The organism is Microbacterium sp. WCS2018Hpa-9 (assembly GCF_031843745.1).
Taxonomy (GTDB): domain Bacteria; phylum Actinomycetota; class Actinomycetes; order Actinomycetales; family Microbacteriaceae; genus Microbacterium.
Genome location: NZ_JAVTIY010000005.1, coordinates 265,148 through 285,156 on the forward strand (window position 1 = coordinate 265,148; position 20,009 = coordinate 285,156).

Sequence of the window (20,009 nt, forward strand, 5' to 3'; positions counted from 1 at the left end):
GATGGGTGTCCGAGGAGCGTATGAACGCGGTGCCGTGCGGGGGATCACCCCCAGGAGTGGTTCGCACCCCTACCAGGGTGTGATCCTGCTGAGGCTCAGGATGCGGGTTCGACCAGGCCGGCGTCGTACGCGAGGATCACGGCGTGCACGCGGTCGCGAAGCCGGAGCTTCGCCAGCACCTTGCCGACGTGGGTCTTCACGGTCTGCTCCGCGATGAACAAATCGGTCGCGATCTCGCTGTTCGACCTGCCTCGCCCGATGAGCACCAGCACCTCTCGCTCTCTGTCTGTGAGCTCCGCCAGCGCGGTCGCGGCTCGCGGCGTGCGCGGTCGCCGACCGGCGAACTGCTCGATCATGCGCCTCGTCACGCTGGGAGCGAGCAGCGCGTCGCCCCCGGCGACCACGCGCACGGCGTGGACGAGCTCTTCGGGCAGGGCATCCTTCAACAGGAATCCGCTGGCTCCAGCTTCGAGCGCGTCGTAGACGTAGTCGTCGATGTCGAAGGTCGTGAGCATGAGGATCCTCGGCACGTGGGCTGCGAGATAGCCCGGGCCGAGGATCCGACGGGTCGCTTCGATGCCGTCGACCTCCGGCATCCGCACGTCCATCAGGATGACGTCCGGATCTAGCCGCGCTGCGAGAGTGACGGCCTCGGTGCCGTTCGCGGCCTGCCCCGTGACACGGATGCCGTCGTGAGCGTCGAGGAGCGCGGCGAATCCGGCGCGCACCATGGCCTGATCGTCGGCGATGAGGACGCTGATCGTCACGGGGTCTCCTCTGGTTGCTCTGGGGCGTCGTCGCGTGGGGGTGCGTCTCGGAGCGGCAGTGAGGCGGCGACTTCCCAGCCGCCGTCCGTCGTGGGGCTCGCGGCGAATGTGCCGCCCAGCAGCTCGACGCGCTCGCGCATGCCGCGCAGCCCGTATCCGCCGCCGGGAGACGCGGGTGAGTCTGAAGCCCGGCCGTTGCGGACGCGGATTCCGACGGCATCGGCGTCGGCCTGCACGCGCACGGTGACGGCGGCGCCCGATGCGTGGCGCACCGCGTTGCTCAACGCCTCCTGAGCGATGCGGAAGGCCGCGATCTGCACGGCCTGCGGCGCATCCGTCACTGCTCCTGTGATCTCGAGGCCCACGGTCACACCCGCTCGACGGATGGTGTCGACGAGAGCGGGGATGTCGTCGATGCCCTGCTGAGGTGCGAGCTCGGCTGTCTGGTCTTCGGTGCGCAGCACCCCGAGCATCCGTCGCATCTCGGTCAGCGAGGTCCGAGCTGTGGCCGCGATGCTGTCGAACTCGACGGATGCGGCATCGCCGATCTCGGGCAGCCGGTAGCGTGCGGTCGACGCCTGCACCTGGATCACGGACATGCTGTGCGCGATCACGTCGTGCAGTTCACGGGCGATGCGGGTGCGTTCCTCGACGAGGGCTCGTCGCGATTCCTCGAGAGCGGAGTGCTCGCGCTCTCGCGTGAGCTCGGCAGACACCCTGACCCGCCCGGCGACGAGGACTGCCACCAGGTACATCGCCGCGGCCACGGAGCTCGTGACGATGAGGTCGGCGGTGACGCTGCCGGCCGTCTCGGGCGTGGCGACGATTTCGGGGCGCAGCAGCGGCGCAGTGAGGGAGAGCAGAGCTCCGATGGCCAGGGGGAGCACGCCAGCCCTGGCGCCGTGGACGAAGGTCACGACGCCGACCAGGAGCACGAAGGACAGCAGGGCGGGCACCGACCACGGCCAGGGTGCCTCGGTCGCGAGAGCAGGGACCACGAGAAGCGGAAGCGTGAACGCCGCAGCGCAGAACATCGCGATCGCCCAACGAGGATGGTTCAGCGCCAGAAGAGGCGCCGCGCACACCGCGGCACCCAGGATGAACGAGAGCGGCAACGACGTGCCGTACAGCACGGTCTGCACCGGCACGAGAATCGCGAACAGCACGAGGCTCACAGCGCCGAGCGCCGTGAGCACGGCGGTGCGACGGCTGATGCGGGGAGCGCGCTCGGTGCGCGGCCGACGACGTGCCATGTCTGTCATCCTGCCAGTTGCAGATCACGGGTGCGTCTCCGGCGGGATGCCGTGACGCGGTCGATCACCAGCCCGATGACGAGCGCCACGGCGATGCCGATGCCGGCGCTCACGAGCGGCTGTTCCTTGACCCACGAGCCCGCGAGCAGTCCGATGGCGAGGCTCAGAGCACTCCAGCTGATGCCTCCCACGATGCTCAGCGGAAGAAACCTCCGCCACGGAAAGCGCAGAGCACCGGCCGACATGTTGACGGCGACACGACCGACCGGGATGTAGCGGGCGCCCAGAATGAGCGCCGCACTGCGGTGCGCGAGCGCTCTCTCCGCGTGAGCGAAGGCCGAGGCGACTCGCGGACGCCGCATCCACGCCCACCGTGTCGTGCCCAGCCTGCGGCCGAGGGCGAACGCGATGTTGTCGCCGATCGTCGCGCCCACAGCGGCGATGAGGCCGAGTGGCAGCAGCGCCCAGAACTCACCCGTTGACGCGAGCACCGCCGCGGCGGCCACGAGCACGGTCTCGCTCGGCACCGGCGGGAAGAAGCCGTCGATGATCGTCACCGCGAGCAGCACGGCGTACAGCCAGGGAGAGGCGACGGTCTGCAGAATGAGCTCGTTGATAACATCCACCTCAGAAGGCTAGGAAGCAGGTGGCAGGTGGGGCATCACCCTGAGGTATCGGCCGCATCCCCCTGGAGAGGTAGATCTGGCGACCGCCCGACCGAGATCGGCGCGACCACGGTGCACGGTCTGCTGGTCGACGACCAGACCCGGTGCGAGCACTATCAGGGGCCGCTCGATGTCATCGCCCTCAGGTTCGCCTGCTGCGGCGACTGGTACCCGTGCCATCTGTGTCATACGGAGTTCGCCGGGCACGAGCTGCGGCAGTGGTCGACGGACGCTCGTGCGACGCAGGCGGTGCTCTGCGGCGTCTGTGGTTCGCTGCTGCGTATCGATGCCTACCTCGAGACATCCGAGTGTCCGACGTGCTCGGCGGTCTTCAATCCGGGCTGCCGGCTGCATCACGATCTGTACTTCGACTGAACGCTCAGCCGAGCGATCTATACTGGGAGTTTGGCCCCTCGGCCTGAATCCCCTTGAACGAACGGACATCCCGCCTGTGCTTGCCGTGCACGAACTCGAGATCCGCGTGGGCGCACGCCTCCTTATGGAGAACGTGTCGTTCCGTGTGAGCGACGGAGACAAGATCGGTCTCGTCGGCCGCAACGGTGCAGGCAAGACCACGCTCACCAAGGTGCTCGCCGGTGACGTCCTGCCCTCCGGCGGAAGCGTGACCCGCTCAGGTCAACTCGGCTACCTGCCGCAGGATCCGCGATCGGGCAACCCCGAAGACCTCGCTCGCACGCGCATCCTCGACGCCCGCGGACTCGGCCAGCTCAACCTCGGGATGAGCGAAGCGGCGCTCGCGATGGGGTCGGACGACCCCGCGGTCGCCGACAAGGCGATGAAGCGCTACGCGCGCCTCACCGAGGAGTTCGAAGGACAGGGCGGGTACGCGGCCGAGGCCGAGGCGGCCTCCATCGCGAACAACCTCTCGCTGCCCGACCGCATCCTCGACCAGCCGCTCTCGACGCTGTCCGGTGGTCAGCGTCGTCGTATCGAGCTGGCCCGCATCCTCTTCTCCGATGCCGAGACGATGATCCTCGATGAGCCCACCAACCACCTCGATGCCGACAGCGTCGTGTGGCTGCGTGAGTTCCTCAAGAACTACAAGGGCGGGCTGATCGTGATCAGCCACGACGTCGAGCTCGTCGGCGAGACCGTCAACCGGGTGTTCTACCTCGACGCGAACCGCCAGATCATCGACACCTACAACATGAACTGGAAGAACTACCTGCGTCAGCGGGTGGCCGACGAGGAGCGCCGCAAGAAGGAGCGCGCCAACGCCGAGAAGAAGGCCACGACCCTGCAGCTGCAGGCAGCCCGCTTCGGGGCGAAGGCGTCGAAGGCCGCTGCCGCACATCAGATGATCGCGCGTGCCGACAAGCTGCTCGCCGGACTCGATGACGTCCGCCAGGAAGAACGCGTCGCCAAGCTGCGCTTCCCGAAGCCTGCTCCCTGCGGCAAGACCCCGATGATGGCGACCGGACTCTCGAAGTCCTACGGCTCACTCGAGATCTTCACCGACGTCGACCTCGCGATCGACCGCGGATCCAAGGTCGTCGTGCTCGGACTCAACGGTGCCGGAAAGACGACCCTGCTGCGCATGCTCGCAGGCGTCGACCAGCCCGACACCGGTCAGCTCGAGCCCGGACACGGTCTGAAGGTCGGGTACTACGCGCAGGAGCACGAGAACCTCGATGTGAATCGATCGGTGCTCGAGAACATGGTGTCGGCAGCTCCGCACATCACCGAGATGGAAGCGCGACGGGTGCTCGGCTCGTTCCTGTTCACTGGCGACGACGTTCTCAAGCCTGCCGGGGTGCTCTCCGGCGGTGAGAAGACGCGTCTGTCACTGGCGACGCTCGTCGTCTCGTCTGCGAACCTGCTGCTGCTCGACGAGCCCACCAACAACCTCGACCCCGCGTCGCGCGAGGAGATCCTCGGCGCGCTCGCGCACTACGAGGGAGCAGTCGTGCTCGTCTCGCACGACCCGGGTGCGGTGCAGTCGCTCAACCCCGAGCGTGTGCTGATCCTCCCCGACGGGGTCGAAGACCTCTGGAGCCAGGAGTACCAGGACCTCATCGAGCTCGCCTGATCCGTCGCCCCTCGTGGCATAGTCGAGAGCGTGACGCACGACGAACATGACTTCGACACCGCCCAGCTCAACGAGTGGCTGAAGGGTCGGCACGCTCTCACCGGGCTCGCCCCCGACTGGGATCTCGGCGCGCTTCCTGACGACCCGAGCGCGCTCTTCGCCACGTGGCTGCGCGCAGCGGCTGACGGCGGAGTGGCTGAGCCGCACACGGTGACCCTCGCGACTGTGGATACCGACGGACTGCCCGACGCTCGCACCCTCATCCTGAAGCGGATCGATGAGCGAGGCTGGGCCTTCGCCAGCACGAGGTCGTCTCGCAAGGGCGCGCAACTGGCTGCCTCGCCGGCCGCAGCCCTGAACTTCTGGTGGCAGCCGCAGGTGCGCGCGGTGCGGGTGCGCGGCCGCGTCGAGGAGGCGACGCCCGAGGAGAGTGCGGCCGACCTCGCCGCCCGCTCCACGGCAGCGCGAGCGGAGGTCGCGGATGGTGACTGGGTGCTGTGGCGGATCGTCCCCACCCGGATCGAGTTCTGGCAGGGGTCGAGAGACCGCCGTCACACGCGAGTGATCTTCGACGCCGTCGACGACGGATGGAGCCGCTCGATCACGGGCGGCCCGGCAGATCAGAAGTCGGAAGGGTGAAGGGCATGTGCGGATACCAGGTGATCGATATCGGCGCTCTCGACGAGTGGCGCGCACACCATGGCGGGTTCGACCAGACGCGGTCGCGCGATGGCCGTCGCGTCGTAGATCACGAACTGACGGTGCAGTACATCGGCCTCACCGCGAACGCCCTTCAACCGGGTGAGGAAGCGGGCTACTGGCACGTCCATTCGCGGGTTGAAGAGCTCTACGTGTTCCTCGACGGGCGCGGGCAGATGGGACTCGATGACGAGGTCGTGGAGGTGGGACCGGGAACGGTGATCCGCGTTGGACAGGGCGTCGCGCGTACCTGGCGCGCTCGGCCCGACAGCCCGGGAGAGCTGCGTTGGCTCTGCATCCGAGCCGGCGGGGAAGAGCTTCCGCATCTCCCCGACGACAGCGCTCGCCTGCCCGAGAAGCCGATGCCCTGGCGGGACTGAGCTGTGGCTGACCTCCTGCCACCGCGTCCGTCATCGCCTCCGACGCTCACGGATGACTTCACGCGGGGGCTCGACGCGGGGAAGTGGGTTCCGCACTACCTGCCGCATTGGACGGTGCCCGAGCGGTCCGAAGCGCGATTCGCTTTCGTCGAGGGCGGGCTGGAACTCCGGATCGAGCAGGATCAGCTCGACTGGCGCCCGGACGACGCGCCGCTACGGGTGTCGAATCTGCAGACGGCGACATACTTCGGTCCGGTCGGATCGACCGCCGGCACGCATCGCCACCGCGACGACGGACTCGTGGTCGAAACGCATACGCCGCAGCGACTGCTCTTCACGCCTCGTCACGGTCGGATCGACCTCACGGTCGCCGCGAGCACCGACGAAGGATGCATGCTCGCGGCGTGGCTGGTCGGCACCGAACACCTCTCCGAGACAGACGCCGGCGAGATCTGCATCTTCGAGATCGACGCCTCAGCTATCGGGAGCACGACGCGGGCACGCACGGGCATCAAGTCGCACCACGACCCGAGGTTGACGACCGACATGGCCGAGGTGACCCTCCCGTTCGATGCCCGGGGGCCGCATACCTGGACCGTGATCTGGGGCGATGGCGAGACGACCATCGGCTGCGAGGGACAGGTGGTGCGCCGCCTCGGCCAGGCGCCGGACTATCCCATGGTCCTGATGATCGACCTCTTCGAGATCGGCGGGCCCGTTGGCGCGTACCCCAAGACCGCCGTCATCGGCGGGGTGACGGCCTGGGACTGATCGGAGTCAGCGCGCGTCGAGCAGCTCGTCTTCGACGTCGGCATCCTTGTCGCGCCGCCGAGACGTCTTCACCGGTGCCGGCATCCCCTCGACCTCTTCGCGGTGCTTCACGATCTCGGTGCGGATGATGTAGCCGATGAAGATGAAGCCCATCAGCGCGAACAGGATCCACTGGATCGCGTAGGACAGGTGCGGACCCGGGTCGTCGGTGGGGGAGTCGAAGCCTCCGAGCGTGCCCTCTCCGGCAGGCTCTTCGCTGACGATCTGCCCGTATGCGCTCGTGATGACATCGCCGCTGACCAGCTCGGCGATCGACGGCAGGTTGATCGTGGGCACCTGCCCCTCGGGGGCGCCTCGCCCAGAGGCGGGGAGCTGCTCGCCCGGTCGCAGTCGGACGATGACTTCGACCTCGCCGCGCGGGGGCGCCGGAACGGCGTCGGGGGAGTCGCCGTCACCCGGCGGCACCCAGCCGCGGTCGACGATGAACACGCGCCCGTCGGCGTCGCGGAACGGCACCAGCACCTCATATGCGCTGGTGCCTCCGTGCGGGCGGTTGCGCACGAGCAGCTGCTCGTCTGCGACGTACTCACCGGTCAGCACGACAGGATGCCACACATCGCCGGGGGCGAGAGCGCCGTCGTCGCCGATGAGGTCGGAGAGCGGCACGGGGTCTGCGTCGTAGTTCTTCTCGACCAGGGCGATCTGCTCGGACCGGGTCTCGTTCCTCTCGAACTGCCAGTTCGAGAGGAACGCGCACGCGACGGCGAAACCGATCGCCACCAGCACGTATACGGTCCATCTACCCATGCGGGCACTCACGAGGGCACACCATCTCTCACTGTCACGGGGAAATCCCTTGCGGCCAGGAAATCGCGGAGGAATCCGACATGCTCATCGCACGCGAGCCAGACCTTCTCACGGTCAGCGGCGTGGATACGAGGATTGCGCCACACCACCTGCATGGTCGCCGCGCTCCGACAACCGGCGCGCGAGCATTCCAGTCCACTCACTCGCGATCCTGGCGGCTCTCGTGGATGGTGAAGACGTCAGGGGCGGAGTCCTTTTCGACCGGCAGGGTCGGCGCCGGGGCCGGAGCCTCCAGCTGCTGCACGGGAGACTCTGCCGTCGTCTCGGTGCTGTCGCTCCCCGCGTTCGCGAACACGACCGCGATATAAGGAAGAAGTGCGGCGGCCAGGGCGAAGACCCAGGTGTACCAGCCGTACGGCTGCACGAACATCATCAGAGCGAAGCAGACGATGCGGATGGTCATCGTGAGCGCGTATCGGCGCACACGATGGTCTGCCTCGTCTTTCGGCGACTGCGGAAGCGAGGTGACAGCAGGGACCAGTGGCTTGCTCTTCACGATGAGTCCAGCCTACGCCGGTGCGGGGGCGACGGCGCGCCCGTCTGCACCTCAGGACGAGAAGATGAACGGCAGCGTGAACGCCCCGACGAAGACGAAGCTGACGATCGTCATGACGATGCCGATGATCAGGAATCCGACCATGATGTAGCCCATGATCAAGCCGGCGAACGCCATGCCGCGGCCGCCGATCTCGGGGTTCTCCTTGGTCTTGCGCAGCGCCATGTGGCCGGTGATGACGGCGACGATCGAGGCGAGCAGCGGAACGACCGCCCAGAACAGGACCACACCCGCGATGCCGCAGATCAGTGACGTGATCGCGAGGCCGCTGGCGGGACGCGGAGCCGGGTAGATCGGCGTGCCGTAGGCGGGGTAACCCGCGCCCGGCTGACCGGCTGCAGGGGAGCCGTATCCCTGCTGCTGCGGCACGACGTAAGGCTGCTGCGGAGCAGGTGAGACGTAAGGCTGCTGCGGTGCAGGCGAACCGTACGGCTGCTGTGTTCCGTACTGCGGCTGCTGCGACGGTGCGCCGTAGGGCTGCTGCGTCGGGGCGATCGACGGAGCGGCCCCCGGGTACGCCTGAGTCGGCTGTGCGGGAGCGGCTCCGGGGTACGCCGGCGGCTGTGCAGCGGCGGGAGCCGCTTGGTAGGGGTGTGCGGGAGGCGCCGGCGCGGCCGCAGGAGGAGGCGTCGGCTGTCCGCCGGGAGTGGTGGGGATGCTGCTGTCGCTCACGGTGAAGCCTTTCGTCGGGTTCAGCGTTCCAGTCGGGGCATGGATCTGTCAAACGTCGAGCCGGTTACGTCGGGGCATCATCGGTAGGATCGATGACGACCCGGCCCCGAACCCCACCGGCCAGATCAGGAGTGGAAAATGAGTTCTCGCGTCGTCCTCGTCACCGGCGGAAATCGCGGCATAGGCCGCGCGATCGCCGAACGATTCGTCAGGGACGGCTACCGCGTCGCCGTCACGGCTCGCAGCGGCGAAGGCCCCGAGGGCACTCTGACGGTTCGTGCGGATGTCACCGATGCCGCTGCGCTCGATGCAGCCTTCACCGAGGTCGAGCATCGGCTCGGCCCCGTGGAGATCGTCGTGGCCAACGCGGGCATCACCAAGGACACTCTGTTGCTGCGGATGAGCGAGGACGACTTCGACAGCGTGGTCGCGACGAACCTCGGCGGCACCTTCCGCGTCGTCAAGCGCGCCTCTAAGGGCATGCTGCGGGCTCGATTCGGCCGAGTCATCCTCATCTCCAGCGTCGTGGGCCTCTACGGCTCCGCTGGCCAGGTGAACTACTCCGCCTCGAAGAGCGCGCTCGTCGGCTTCGCCCGTTCTCTGACGAGGGAGCTCGGCGGACGTGGCATCACCGCGAACGTCGTCGCGCCCGGATTCATCGAGACCGACATGACGGCTGAGCTTCCCGAAGAGACTCAGAAGCAGTACAAGGCGAACATCCCGGCCGGACGTTTCGCGACGCCCGATGAGGTGGCAGGCGTCGTCACGTGGCTCGCGGGCGATGACGCCGGGTACATCTCGGGTGCTGTCATCCCCGTCGACGGCGGCCTCGGGATGGGGCACTGATCCTCCGCCGTCGACGCTCCGTCATCGGCGGGTGATCGCGGCGTCGAGCAGTGCGGCGAGCCGGTTCGGCACCGAGAACTGCGGCCAGTGACCTGATCCGATGCGCACCACCTCGACATCGTCGATCGCGCGGAACTCGTCGGCATACGGCCCCCACTGCTCGAGTTCGGACTCGAGTGTCTCTTGGTCGAGACCGCCCATGAGCAGCGTCACCGGCACCCGATGACGCTCACCGGAGCCGAGTGCGATCTCATCAGTGGGCACGCGCGCGGGCACGCTGTGCGTGAGGGGTGCGGTGCGAGCGCGGGTCGCGTCGTCGAGGTCGTCGACGTCTTCAGCCGGGAAGAAATCCCACCCGGGGAACGGGACGACGCCGTCGACGATCTCGAACTCGCTGATGCCGAACCCGGACGGCGGCGGCACCGTGTCGACGAAGATCACCCGCGAGACGCGATCGGGCCGCGCATCGGCGACGCCCCATGCGACGTTGCCACCGCCGCTGTGACCGACGACGACCACGGGCTCGGATACGGCGTCTACTGCGGCCACCGCAGCGCCGACCCAGTCGGCGATGCCGATGTCAGCGGACTCGGCGGCAGGAAGACCCACGCCGGGCATGGTCAGCGGATGCACCGTGTGCCCTGCACGTTCGAGATCGGTTGTCACTTCGCTCCAGCTGGACGCATCGAGCCAGAGACCGGGGATGAGGATGATGTCCATGCGCCCGAGGTTAGACGGGGCATCGGACATCCGCTAGGGCAGCAGTGCGATGACCTCGGAGAGATCCTGCGGTCCGATGACGAGGCTCGCGGCCTCGCGCACGGCGGGCTTCGCGTTGAAGGCGAGACCGAGCCCGGCGACCGCCATCATCTGCAGGTCGTTGGCGCCGTCTCCGATGGCGATCGTGGCGCGACGGGGCACGCCGAGCTCCTCCGCCCATTGCAACAGCGTGGCTGCTTTCACAGCGGCATCCACGATCTCGCCGTCGACCCGCCCTGACAGAGAGCCGTCTGCGACTTCGAGGCGGTTCGCACGCCAGCGGTCGACGCCGAGTGCGGGTGCGACATCGTCGAGGAGCTCGTGGAACCCGCCTGACACCACGCCGACGACGCCCCCGCGCTCATGCACGGCTGCCGTCAGCTCGCGCACGCCGGGAGTCGGCTCGATGCGGGCGAGCACACGAGCGAATCCCGAGACCGGCACGCCTTGGAGAGCTGCGACGCGTGAGCGCAGGCTCGTGGCGAAGTCGATCTCGCCGCGCATCGCGGCTTCGGTAGCAGCCTGCACCTCGGCCCCGCGCCCCACCTCGTCGGCGATCAGCTCGATCACCTCATTGCGGATGAGGGTGGAATCGGCATCGAGGACGACGAGGAATCGCGCGGCAGTCACGCCTCCGAGCCTAGCGACCAGAAGTCAGCGGTCGGTGCACGGCAGTCGTCGACCGACATCCTCAACGCTCGATGAAGAGACCCTTGCCCACCACGGTGATGCCGGAATCGGTCACGGTGAAGCCCCGAGCGAGATCGCGTTCGCGGTCGACACCGACGGTCGCGCCGTCGGCGAGGACGACGTTCTTGTCGAGGATGGCCCGATGCACGCGGGAACCGGCCCCGATTCTCACGCCGTCGAAGACGACAGAATCGGTGATCGTCGACCCGCCGCCGGCGAGCGTCCATGGGCCCACGACGCTGCGCTCGAGATGAGTGCCCGAGAGCACGGATCCGAGAGACACGATCGAGTCGATCGCATTGCCGATGCGCCCGACGGAGTCGCGCACGAACTTGGCGGGCGGCGAGTTCACTGCCTGCGAGTGGATCGGCCACTCCATGTTGTAGAGGTTGAAGATGGGCAGCGTGGAGATCAGATCCATGTGCGCGTCGAAGAAGGAGTCGATGGTACCCACGTCGCGCCAGTACGAGCGGTCTCGCGGGGAGGACCCCGGAACGTCGTTGCGCTTCATGTCGTAGTAGCCGGCCTCGCCCCGATCGACGAAGTACGGCACGATGTCGCCGCCCATGTCGTGACCCGAGGTGGGCGATTCGCCGTCTGCCTCGACCGCGGCGATCAGCGCATCGGCGTCGAAGATGTAGTTGCCCATCGAGGCGAGCACCTCGTGAGGCGAGTCCTCGAGGCCCGCGATGTCGGTCGGCTTCTCGAGGAACTGCTTGATGCGACCCGACTCGGTGTCGGCGTCGATCACGCCGAACTGAGAAGCCATCGCGAGCGGCTGGCGGATGCCGGCGACGGTGGCGTTCGCACCCGACTCGATGTGAGCGTCGAGCATCTGCCGGAAGTCCATGCGGTAGACGTGATCGGCGCCGATCACGACGACGATGTCGGGCTTCTCGTCGTTGATGAGGTTGAGGCTCTGCAGGATCGCGTCGGCGGAGCCCGAGAACCAGCGCTTGCCCAGACGCTGCTGCGCGGGCACGGAGGTGACGTACGAGTCGAGAAGCGCCGACATGCGCCAGGTCTGCGAGATGTGGCGGTCGAGGCTGTGCGACTTGTACTGCGTGAGGACGACGACCTGGCGCAGACCCGAGTTGATTAGGTTCGAGATCGCGAAATCGATCAATCGATACTGTCCGCCGAAAGGCACTGCAGGTTTTGCGCGGTCGGCCGTGAGGGGCATGAGACGCTTTCCCTCGCCGCCGGCGAGGATGATGCCGAAGATCTTCTTTGGAGCGGACATGCACCAACCATAGATGTGATTCGGCTCGGCTAACTAGCATCTGGACAAGTGAGTCACTACCGTCTAGACATGCGCGTCGAGATGATCACGAAGGAATACCCGCCCGAGATCTACGGAGGTGCGGGTGTGCACGTCGCAGAGCTCGTCACGGCCCTGCGGCAGAATATCGATGTACAGGTTCGGGCCTTCGGTGCTCCGCGGGATGAGGCGGGTACTTTCTCGTATCAGGCCCCCTCAGAACTGGCTTCGGCCAATGCCGCTCTGCAGACGCTCGGGACCGATCTCGAGATCGCGGCGGCGATCTCCGATGCCGATCTCGTGCACAGCCACACCTGGTACGCGAACTTCGCCGGACACCTCGCCTCGCAGCTGCACGGCATCCCCCATGTGCTCACCGCGCACAGCCTCGAGCCCCTGCGCCCGTGGAAGGCCGAGCAGCTCGGTGGCGGGTACGCGGTGTCGAGCGGCATCGAGAAGCTCGCCTACGAGAACGCGGCGGCGGTGATCGCGGTCAGCGCCGGAATGCGCGAGGACATCCTGCGCAGCTATCCCTCCGTCGACCCCGCCCGGGTGCGCGTGATCCACAACGGGATCGACGTCGAGCGGTGGCGCCCGGTGCAGAACCCCGCGTTCCTCGAGTCGGTCGGCATGGACCCTGCTCGACCGTCTGTCGTCTTCGTCGGCCGGATCACCCGCCAGAAGGGTCTGCCGTACCTGCTGCAGGCCGCGCGCCTGCTGCCCCCGGAGGTTCAGCTGATCCTCTGTGCCGGCGCGCCCGACACTCCCGAGATCATGGCGGAGGTGCAGGAGGGCGTGCGCCTTCTCCAGCAGACCCGCGAGGGAGTCATCTGGATCGATCGGATGCTGCCGCGCGACGAGCTCTCGGCGATCCTCACGGCGGCCACGACGTTCGTATGCCCGTCGGTGTATGAACCGCTGGGCATCGTGAACCTCGAGGCCATGGCCTGCGGGGCCGCTGTCGTCGGCACGGCCACCGGCGGCATCCCCGAGGTCGTCGACGACGGCGTCACCGGGCGCCTGGTGCCGATCGAGCAGCTGCAGGACGGCACCGGAACTCCGGTCGACCCCGAACGGTATGTCTCCGACCTCGCGAGCGTGCTCACCGAGGTGACATCCGATCCCGAGCAGGCTCGCGCCTACGGCGCGGCCGGTCGGGAGCGCGCTCGCGCGGAGTTCAGCTGGGATGCGATCGCCGACACCACGCGCGCGCTGTACGCGGAGCTGACCGCCTGAGCCGATAGGCTGGAGGCATGTCGATCGCCCTGGAATTCACCGACGTCGTCGTGCGCCGCGAGGGGCGCGACATCATCGATCACGTGACCTGGCAGGTCGACGATGATCAGCGGTGGGTGATCCTCGGACCCAACGGCGCAGGAAAGACCACACTGCTCCAGCTCGCGGACACGCTGATGCACCCGACGTCGGGAACCGTCACGGTGCTGGGGGAGACCCTCGGGCGAACGGACGTGTTCGAGCTGCGTCCGCGCATCGGCTTCGCCTCCTCGGCGATGGCGAAGCGCGTGCCGCGCGATGAGACAGTCCTGAACACCGTGCTCACGGCGGCATTCTCCGTGCTCGGACGCTGGAACGAGAACTACGAGGACATCGACGAGCGCCGTGCGCTGCGGGTGCTCGGAGACTGGCGTCTCGACCACCTGGCCGATCGCACGTTCGGCACCCTGAGCGACGGCGAGCAGAAGCGCGTCCAGATCGCCCGCGCCGTGATGACCGACCCCGAGCTGCTGCTGCTCGACGAGCCGACTGCCTCTCTCGACCTCGGCTCACGCGAGGAGCTGCTCGCGCTTCTGAGCGGCTATGCCTCGTCGCCGACGACACCCGCGATGCTGATGGTCACGCATCACGTCGAGGAGATCCCGGTCGGGTTCACGCACGTGCTGCTGATGCGCGAGGGGCGCATCGTGGCTGCCGGTCCCATCGCCGAGACGCTGACCGCCGACACTCTGACCGAGACGTTCGGCATGCCGATCGTCCTCAGCAGCGATGAGGGCCGCTATGCGGCCCGCGCGGCATCCTGACGCGGATCTGATAGAATCGATCCTTGGTGCTCTCTGCACCGCAGACTTCCCTCGTCCCTGGCACAATCCAGGGCAGCAACTAAGGAATCCCATGAAGACTGACATTCACCCCGTGTACAAGGCAGTCGTGTTCCGCGACCTCGGCTCGGGCGAGACGTTCCTCACCCGTTCGACGGTCTCGAGCGACAAGACGATCGAGCTCGACGGCGTCGAGTACCCCGTCATCGACGTCGAGATCTCGTCGGCATCGCACCCGTTCTACACGGGCAAGCAGCGCATCATGGACTCGGCCGGCCGCGTCGAGAAGTTCAACCAGCGCTTCAAGGGCTTCGGCGGATCGACCAAGTAACGACCACCGCGTTCGAAGGCCCCGTGTTCCTCGGAACACGGGGCCTTCGTCGTCTCACCAGGGTCGCACGCGAGGTCAGATGTCGATGATGATGCGTTCGCCGTCGATCCTGCTCGGCGGGTCGCCGGGGGATGGTGCCGGGGCGGTGCGCTGCGTCTGACGGTCGCGTTCCATTCCGGCCTCATGCGCCGAAGGCATCCAGATCGCGTCGAACGAACCGCCCAGGCCACCCCCGGAGCTCTCGTACTTCTTCTCAAGCGGCGCCTTCGCGTAGACGGACACGATCACCACTACCGTCGCGATCACGACGACGAGGAGGATAGCGATCGTGAGGAGCATCCCGAGTGCGTCGGCCATGGGACCAGGCTATGCGGCTCCCGCCGCCTCGGCATCCGTCTACAGGAGGATTCCGGCGGAGGTGCTCAGCGGATGCGGCGCCCGTGCGCGAGATCTATGAGATGCGTGAGGACCGGACCTGAGCGCACGCCGTTGTGTTCATGCTCACTGGTCACCCAGAGCTCCACGCCGGGCAGAAGGCGAGCGGTCTCGAGTGAGAACTCCATCGGCACGTAGACGTCGTTCACATAGACGGCGGCAGCGCCCGTCGCACCGGAGGTGGCGATGGCGACCTCGTTGTAGATCCGGGGCCATTCGAAGTCCGCCAGCGCGAGCGTGACGTCACGCCACGGCTGGAAGGCCGGCACCGTCTCGGTCCACTCGCGGCGGATGTGCTCGCCCGTGAACAGTGTGACGTCGTCGCGGAAGTCCTGCGGCTCCGTGCGTTCCGCCGACCAGCGTGTTGCCTGCCCGCTGGCGTAGCTCGACTCGTGGAACGCGAAGTAGAGCGGATTGCGGCCGCTGTACGGCATCGCGTGCATCAGGTCGTGGCGGAAGGCGTTTGACGCGGGATCGCGCTCGAGCAGCGACCACACGGTCTGCCACCCGTCGTTCGTGCCGAGCGCAGAACCCACCGAACGCAGTCGCGAGGGCGAGACCACTTCGCCGTCTGGCAGCACGATGTCGCCTGCATCGGCCCGATCGACCAGGCGGCGCATCACATCCCGGTGCTCGGGGAACCTGCGGTAGTACCGTTCGGAGGCCGCGCGCATCTTGTCGTAGCAGAGCGCGTAGACCTCATCGGGGTGCCGGTCGACGGTGCTGAGCCCACCCGTGATGAAGACGTCGGCGATCGAGTCCGCGTCGGTCGACAGGTAGGCCAGGGTCGTGAAGCCCCCGAAGGACTGGCCGAGCACGCTCCACGTCTCCGCGCCGAGGTGTTCGCGCATCGCCTCGCAGTCGCGGACGATCGAGTCGGCGCGCAGATGTGTGAGGTACTCGGCGACCGCGGCCGGGCCGCGCTCGAGATCAGCATCGCCAACCGGCGTCGAGAGTCCGGTGCCTCGCTGGTCGAGCATCACGACTCGATAGTGTGCGAGGGCCTCGTCGAGCCAGGCCGGGGAGGTCGATGAGTGGAACGGCCGAGGGGCCTCGTGGCCCGGACCGCCCTGCAGGAAGACCAGGTAGGGGAGTCGCTCGCCCCCGTCGCGAGTGACGACGCGCGCGAAGACATCGATCGTGCGGGTGTCTGCTGCATCTCCCCACACGAGCGGGACGGTCAGCGTGTGCTCTTCGACGGTCAGATCGAGGAGGCGGCGGATGGTTGTCGTCATGTCACATCACATTCCCGATGTAGGAGTACTTGACGAAGACCTCCGAGGCGATGTCCGCCTCGTGGAGCACGCCCTGCACTGCGTTCATCATGTAGTTCGAATCCCAGCCCATGTAGAGGTGGTGGGTGTCGTCGAGCTGATCCCACTGCCCCTTCCAGGCCATCGCGTCGTAGATCGGGCCGCCGTGGCTCGAGCAGTACGACACGGCTGCGTCGCGAGTGTCGGTCCACGCGCGGCGGAACACGCGGTTGAAGAGATGCTTGACGTCGAAGACCTCCCAGCGCTCTCCGCGGTACTCGACGTACTCGAACTCGCGTTCCCATCCGGCCGGCCACCCGCGTCGGCGGACGGCGTCGAGGATGGGGGTGAGCCCGTCGTCGTCGATCTCGGGCAGCGCGGGGCGGGCCCAGATCTTCAGGAGGTCGGAGGTGAGCCGGATCGTACGCTGCGAGATGGCCGCTGTTCCCCACACATCCGTGGTCCTGAGCGCCCTGGTCTCGGGGACGGAGCTGCGAGCGTATGCCGCATCGCGTTTCACGGAGTAGGACTCTCCGAAGACCCGCTCTGCGAGCGACTGCTCGAGCAGGGTGAGATTGCCGAGAGTCGGGGCGAGGGCGCGATGCGCGTTGCGCTCGTCATCCGAGTAGTCGATCCACGGACGCTGGCCGTCGCCCGACCAGCTGTCGCTGGGGACGGTGGGCACGATGTGCTCCACATCGAACTCGTCAGGGTCGTCGACCCCCTCGAGCCGCGCGAGGACATAGGCCGGATGCGGCAGTTCGCTGTACTTCAGAACGGCGCTGACGCGCTCGTCCGACGGCGTGATCCGGGCGAACGCGCGCGCAAGAGCCTCTCGGCCGTTCGCCCTGGCGCGACAGAGCCGGGCGACCAGTCGCTCGTTGGGCAGGTTCACGAGCGTGCGGCGGAGGTACATCGTCTGGATCCACTCGAGCGTCTCGACGAGCTCGTCGCGGCCGATGGCCCCGCGGGAGTGATCGCTGTAGACACTGAGAACCAGCGGATACGATGCGCGGCCGAAGGTGTTGACGTATCGCAGCTGCCGCGCGATCTCGGGGTCCCGCTCGAGCGAGGGGTCGAGCAGGATGCCGTAGATCTCGGCGTAGTGACGCCAGACCTCGGCATCCGCCTGGAGGTGATCGAGGTCGACGCGGGGGAAGGACTGCCGGAACGCGCTGTAGACGCCGTGCTCGCCGTTGGCGGCGACCTCGCGGCCCGTCGTCATCACGAGATAGTGCCGCCAGAACGCGCCGATGGTCTCACCGGTGTGCTGTTCGATCGGCAGCCAGAACCGCGCCTCGACGTCGAGCTGCTCGGCGTGGGTCAACCCCATCAGCATGTAGTTGTGGATGAGCTCGTGGTCGCGCAGCGGCTCGCCCGTGGAGTTCAGGCTCTCGAAGATCTGCTGCGCGTTCGCGTCGGCGCCGAGCGTGATCGAGACGTGCTCGAGCTTCTTCAGCCCCGCCCAGATCTGCGGAGCCTCGTCGGCGTGCACCTGGCTGCGGAAGAACGCATAGTTGTCATCGAAGCGCGACTCGCGCTCTGCCTGGACATCGCGCTCCAGCACCACGGATTCGTAGAGCTCGGCCCACGCGTCGTGCGGGCGCAGCTTGGTGCGTGTGGGGTCGTCCGGACGCACGAGCACCCGGTCGAGTTCTGCCGCGAGCAGGGGATCGGAGTCCTGAACCGCATGCCGGAGTGCTGCGACCAGCAGCATCAGCGTCGTGATGCGCTGCTGGCCGTCGATCAGCACGAGGTCGGTGTCGGCCTCGCTGTCATCGGCGGCCGAGAGGATCGACCCGATGAAGTGACGGTGCGACGGGTCTGCGCGGGCGACCGCACGGACATCGGAGAGAAGCTGCTCGCAGCCGCCGATGTCCCACCGGTACTGACGCTGGTACACCGGCACGACGATGGTCGTGGAGTCCTCTGCGAGCCACTCGATCGTGTTGACAGCTGTCGCCTCGACGTTGGTCGCAGTGCTCATGCTGGTGTCTCGTCCTCCCGTAACGCCCGGCGCCGAAGAGTCGCCAGGCGCCCGATTCAGTCTATTCGCTTATTCCCGGCGGCCCCCTGCGGCGCTCCAGAGGGGCCCTGTTAGGCTTGCCTTATCAGGGCCTGTTAAAACGTGCTGGCCCCCGATGAAAGGATCTGGTTCAGATCATGGGATACATCAAGTCCGCCGCCCTCGAAGACAAGGGCTTCGTCGTTCTCGACAGCTACAACCAGGAGCTCGACCCCAAGGAATGGCTCGACATCGAGTACAACGACTGGAAGTCGTCGGGTGACACCCGCTTCGCCCCGCTCGCCAGCGCCAAGGGCGAGATCGAGTGCAACGGCTTCTGGAACCACAAGCCGCCGCGCACCGACAAGGACGGCGTCTGGATCGACTCGCAGACGGCCAAGGCGCCGAACCTGACGCGTCGTGCGCAGGAGCCGGGCGCGAACGTCGGTCGCTGCCGCGTCATCGAGCTGCAGCCGACCCCGTACGGCGAGTGCCTCTACAACCTCCACCAGGACGACAACAACCGTCTGAACCCCGACGGCACCGGCTGGGTCGTGCGCGGCTTCTTCAACCTCAGCGACGACAAGGACAGCTTCTTCGTCCTGCGCGAGAACCGCACCGACCCGAGCATCGAATACCGCATCGCTCTGCCGGCAGGCGCGCAGCTCATCGTCGACACGCAGCGTCTGTGGCACGCCGCGACCCACGTGGGCACCGAGCCGCGCTACTGCCTCATCACGTCATGGACGTCGGGCCCCGAGCTCGACGCCTACATCGAGAAGTACCACGGCACGGACGACGTTCCGAACGTCGAGGTTCCGCAGGACGTGCGCGAGGCCGGGTACGCCGAGCAGGCTCGCCGTGACGCAGCTCGCGCCGCCTACTACGCCGCGAAGGGCCAGCAGGTCAAGCAGGCGATGAGCGAGGCCTGATCCTCGTCTGATCTACGACCGTTCGCGGTCTGAAGGCCCCGGTCCTGCGGCCGGGGCCTTCGTCGTGTGAATCACATGCTTGTGATTTCGCCTGGTCTGGGCGAGAATAGGCCCACAACCGCATATTCACGCCAGTTCTCGTTGTTTCAGGTCGTTGGGGAAGACGCACCTGATGAAACGGAGAGATCATGGCGACGGCTTACGCACGCGGAGTGGTTTTCATCCACTCTGCACCTCGCGCGCTCTGCCCGCACCTGGAATGGGCGGTCGGACGCGCTATCGGTCGCGCAGTGAACTTCGACTGGAGCGACCAGCCGGTGCTCGACGGTGCTCGTCGCGCCGAGTTCTACTGGGACGGCCCGGTCGGCACGGGTGCTGCTCTCGCGACCGCGATCCGCGGCTGGGAGCATCTCCGCTTCGAGGTCACCGAGGATCCCACGCCCCGCAGCGACGGCGGACGCTGGCTGCACACTCCCGACCTCGGCATCCACTATGCGCAGACGGATGCCGCGGGCAACATCGTCGTCGGTGAGGACCGCATTCGCTATGCGATGGAGATCGCCGCCGGCAGCGCGACCGAGCTGCAGCGCGAGCTCGACATCGCGCTCGGCTCCGCCTGGGATGAGGAACTGGAGCCGTTCCGTCATGCGAGCGACGACGCCCGCGTGGTATGGCTGCACAAGGTCGGCTAGGCGGCCACCCAGACCTGGAACGGGAAGGCGCGAGTATCGGATGCCGGTGAGCGATCCCGGACGCTGAG

General features: G+C 67.2%; 23 protein-coding genes. 11 read left to right on the forward strand and 12 right to left on the reverse strand.

The genetic code is table 11. From position 1 onward, the window contains the following. Window positions 1-95 precede the first annotated feature (95 nt). From RQG82_RS12485 to RQG82_RS12495, 3 genes are read right to left on the reverse strand one after another with little or no spacing between them, the layout of a single operon-like run. Entirely contained in the window at window positions 96-767 is a 672-nt protein-coding gene (locus RQG82_RS12485; RefSeq protein WP_311259387.1) for a response regulator transcription factor, read from the reverse strand. Continuing rightward, window positions 764-2,020 (reverse strand): sensor histidine kinase, encoded by a 1,257-nt coding sequence (locus RQG82_RS12490; RefSeq protein ID WP_311259388.1) that lies wholly within the window; start codon window positions 2,018-2,020, stop codon window positions 764-766. Before RQG82_RS12490 ends, RQG82_RS12485 begins: the two co-directional genes overlap by 4 nt. Before the next feature lie 5 nt (window positions 2,021-2,025). After that, window positions 2,026-2,646 (reverse strand): DedA family protein, encoded by a 621-nt coding sequence (locus RQG82_RS12495; RefSeq protein ID WP_311259389.1) that lies wholly within the window; start codon window positions 2,644-2,646, stop codon window positions 2,026-2,028. A 27-nt stretch (window positions 2,647-2,673) separates the two neighbouring features. Between RQG82_RS12495 and RQG82_RS12500 the strand changes: the two genes are divergently transcribed. The 5 genes from RQG82_RS12500 to RQG82_RS12520 all read left to right on the forward strand — a co-directional run bounded on the left by RQG82_RS12500 (window position 2,674) and on the right by RQG82_RS12520 (window position 6,585). Next, window positions 2,674-3,060, forward strand: coding sequence for a CHY zinc finger protein (locus tag RQG82_RS12500; RefSeq protein WP_311259390.1), 387 nt, complete (start codon window positions 2,674-2,676; stop codon window positions 3,058-3,060). A gap of 76 nt (window positions 3,061-3,136) precedes the next feature. Next, the gene (locus RQG82_RS12505) at window positions 3,137-4,735 is read left to right on the forward strand and encodes an ABC-F family ATP-binding cassette domain-containing protein (RefSeq protein WP_042537558.1); all 1,599 of its coding nucleotides are present in this window, start codon (window positions 3,137-3,139) and stop codon (window positions 4,733-4,735) included. A 30-nt stretch (window positions 4,736-4,765) separates the two neighbouring features. Then, a complete protein-coding gene (locus tag RQG82_RS12510; protein WP_311259391.1) occupies window positions 4,766-5,374 on the forward strand; it encodes a pyridoxamine 5'-phosphate oxidase family protein in 609 nt (202 codons plus the stop codon). Window positions 5,375-5,379: 5 nt separating this feature from the next. After that, window positions 5,380-5,814, forward strand: a complete 435-nt coding sequence (locus tag RQG82_RS12515) for a cupin domain-containing protein (protein ID WP_311259392.1) — start codon at window positions 5,380-5,382, stop codon at window positions 5,812-5,814. A 3-nt stretch (window positions 5,815-5,817) separates the two neighbouring features. Then, entirely contained in the window at window positions 5,818-6,585 is a 768-nt protein-coding gene (locus tag RQG82_RS12520) for a hypothetical protein (protein ID WP_311259393.1), read from the forward strand. A 6-nt stretch (window positions 6,586-6,591) separates the two neighbouring features. Here the strand turns inward: RQG82_RS12520 and RQG82_RS12525 are convergent, their stop codons facing one another. From RQG82_RS12525 to RQG82_RS12535, 3 genes are all read right to left on the reverse strand, one after another. After that, a complete protein-coding gene (locus RQG82_RS12525) occupies window positions 6,592-7,392 on the reverse strand; it encodes an SURF1 family protein (RefSeq protein ID WP_311259394.1) in 801 nt (266 codons plus the stop codon). Window positions 7,393-7,591: 199 nt separating this feature from the next. Further along, a complete protein-coding gene (locus RQG82_RS12530; RefSeq protein WP_311259395.1) occupies window positions 7,592-7,948 on the reverse strand; it encodes a DUF3099 domain-containing protein in 357 nt (118 codons plus the stop codon). Between the two features lie 51 nt (window positions 7,949-7,999). Next, window positions 8,000-8,680 carry a DUF4190 domain-containing protein gene (locus tag RQG82_RS12535; RefSeq protein WP_311259396.1) on the reverse strand — a complete coding sequence of 227 codons (681 nt, stop codon included), beginning with the start codon at window positions 8,678-8,680 and terminating at the stop codon, window positions 8,000-8,002. 138 nt (window positions 8,681-8,818) lie between these two features. Here RQG82_RS12535 and RQG82_RS12540 point away from each other — a divergent pair, with 138 nt between their 5' ends. Then, a complete protein-coding gene (locus tag RQG82_RS12540) occupies window positions 8,819-9,526 on the forward strand; it encodes a beta-ketoacyl-ACP reductase (RefSeq protein WP_311259397.1) in 708 nt (235 codons plus the stop codon). Window positions 9,527-9,547: 21 nt separating this feature from the next. On the opposite strand, the gene RQG82_RS12545 is transcribed toward RQG82_RS12540, so the two are convergent. From RQG82_RS12545 to glgC, 3 genes are all read right to left on the reverse strand, one after another. After that, a complete protein-coding gene (locus RQG82_RS12545; RefSeq protein WP_311259398.1) occupies window positions 9,548-10,246 on the reverse strand; it encodes an alpha/beta fold hydrolase in 699 nt (232 codons plus the stop codon). 33 nt (window positions 10,247-10,279) lie between these two features. Further along, the gene (gene serB, locus RQG82_RS12550; RefSeq protein ID WP_311259399.1) at window positions 10,280-10,915 is read right to left on the reverse strand and encodes a phosphoserine phosphatase SerB; all 636 of its coding nucleotides are present in this window, start codon (window positions 10,913-10,915) and stop codon (window positions 10,280-10,282) included. 61 nt (window positions 10,916-10,976) lie between these two features. Next, window positions 10,977-12,218: a glucose-1-phosphate adenylyltransferase gene (glgC, locus tag RQG82_RS12555; RefSeq protein WP_311259400.1), complete on the reverse strand. Its 1,242-nt coding sequence runs from the start codon at window positions 12,216-12,218 to the stop codon at window positions 10,977-10,979. 69 nt (window positions 12,219-12,287) lie between these two features. On the opposite strand from glgC, the gene glgA reads away from it, so the two are divergent. From glgA to RQG82_RS12570, 3 genes are all read left to right on the forward strand, one after another. Then, complete coding sequence (glgA, locus tag RQG82_RS12560) at window positions 12,288-13,472, forward strand: glycogen synthase (protein ID WP_311259401.1); 1,185 nt, start codon at window positions 12,288-12,290, stop codon at window positions 13,470-13,472. A 17-nt stretch (window positions 13,473-13,489) separates the two neighbouring features. Further along, window positions 13,490-14,275 carry an ABC transporter ATP-binding protein gene (locus tag RQG82_RS12565; RefSeq protein ID WP_311259402.1) on the forward strand — a complete coding sequence of 262 codons (786 nt, stop codon included), beginning with the start codon at window positions 13,490-13,492 and terminating at the stop codon, window positions 14,273-14,275. 91 nt (window positions 14,276-14,366) lie between these two features. Then, a complete protein-coding gene (locus RQG82_RS12570; protein WP_201469959.1) occupies window positions 14,367-14,624 on the forward strand; it encodes a type B 50S ribosomal protein L31 in 258 nt (85 codons plus the stop codon). Window positions 14,625-14,699: 75 nt separating this feature from the next. Here RQG82_RS12570 and RQG82_RS12575 read toward each other — a convergent pair whose 3' ends face one another. The 3 genes from RQG82_RS12575 to RQG82_RS12585 form a co-directional block, all read right to left on the reverse strand. Next, window positions 14,700-14,981: a hypothetical protein gene (locus RQG82_RS12575; RefSeq protein ID WP_311259403.1), complete on the reverse strand. Its 282-nt coding sequence runs from the start codon at window positions 14,979-14,981 to the stop codon at window positions 14,700-14,702. Window positions 14,982-15,046: 65 nt separating this feature from the next. Continuing rightward, entirely contained in the window at window positions 15,047-16,294 is a 1,248-nt protein-coding gene (locus RQG82_RS12580) for an alpha/beta fold hydrolase (protein WP_311259404.1), read from the reverse strand. 1 nt (window position 16,295) lies between these two features. Then, entirely contained in the window at window positions 16,296-18,299 is a 2,004-nt protein-coding gene (locus RQG82_RS12585; RefSeq protein ID WP_311259405.1) for a DUF262 domain-containing protein, read from the reverse strand. Window positions 18,300-18,475: 176 nt separating this feature from the next. Between RQG82_RS12585 and RQG82_RS12590 the strand changes: the two genes are divergently transcribed. Both RQG82_RS12590 and RQG82_RS12595 read left to right on the forward strand, forming a co-directional pair. Then, window positions 18,476-19,249, forward strand: a complete 774-nt coding sequence (locus RQG82_RS12590) for a hypothetical protein (protein ID WP_311259406.1) — start codon at window positions 18,476-18,478, stop codon at window positions 19,247-19,249. 188 nt (window positions 19,250-19,437) lie between these two features. Further along, complete coding sequence (locus tag RQG82_RS12595) at window positions 19,438-19,941, forward strand: DUF3145 domain-containing protein (protein WP_042537526.1); 504 nt, start codon at window positions 19,438-19,440, stop codon at window positions 19,939-19,941. Window positions 19,942-20,009 lie beyond the last annotated feature (68 nt).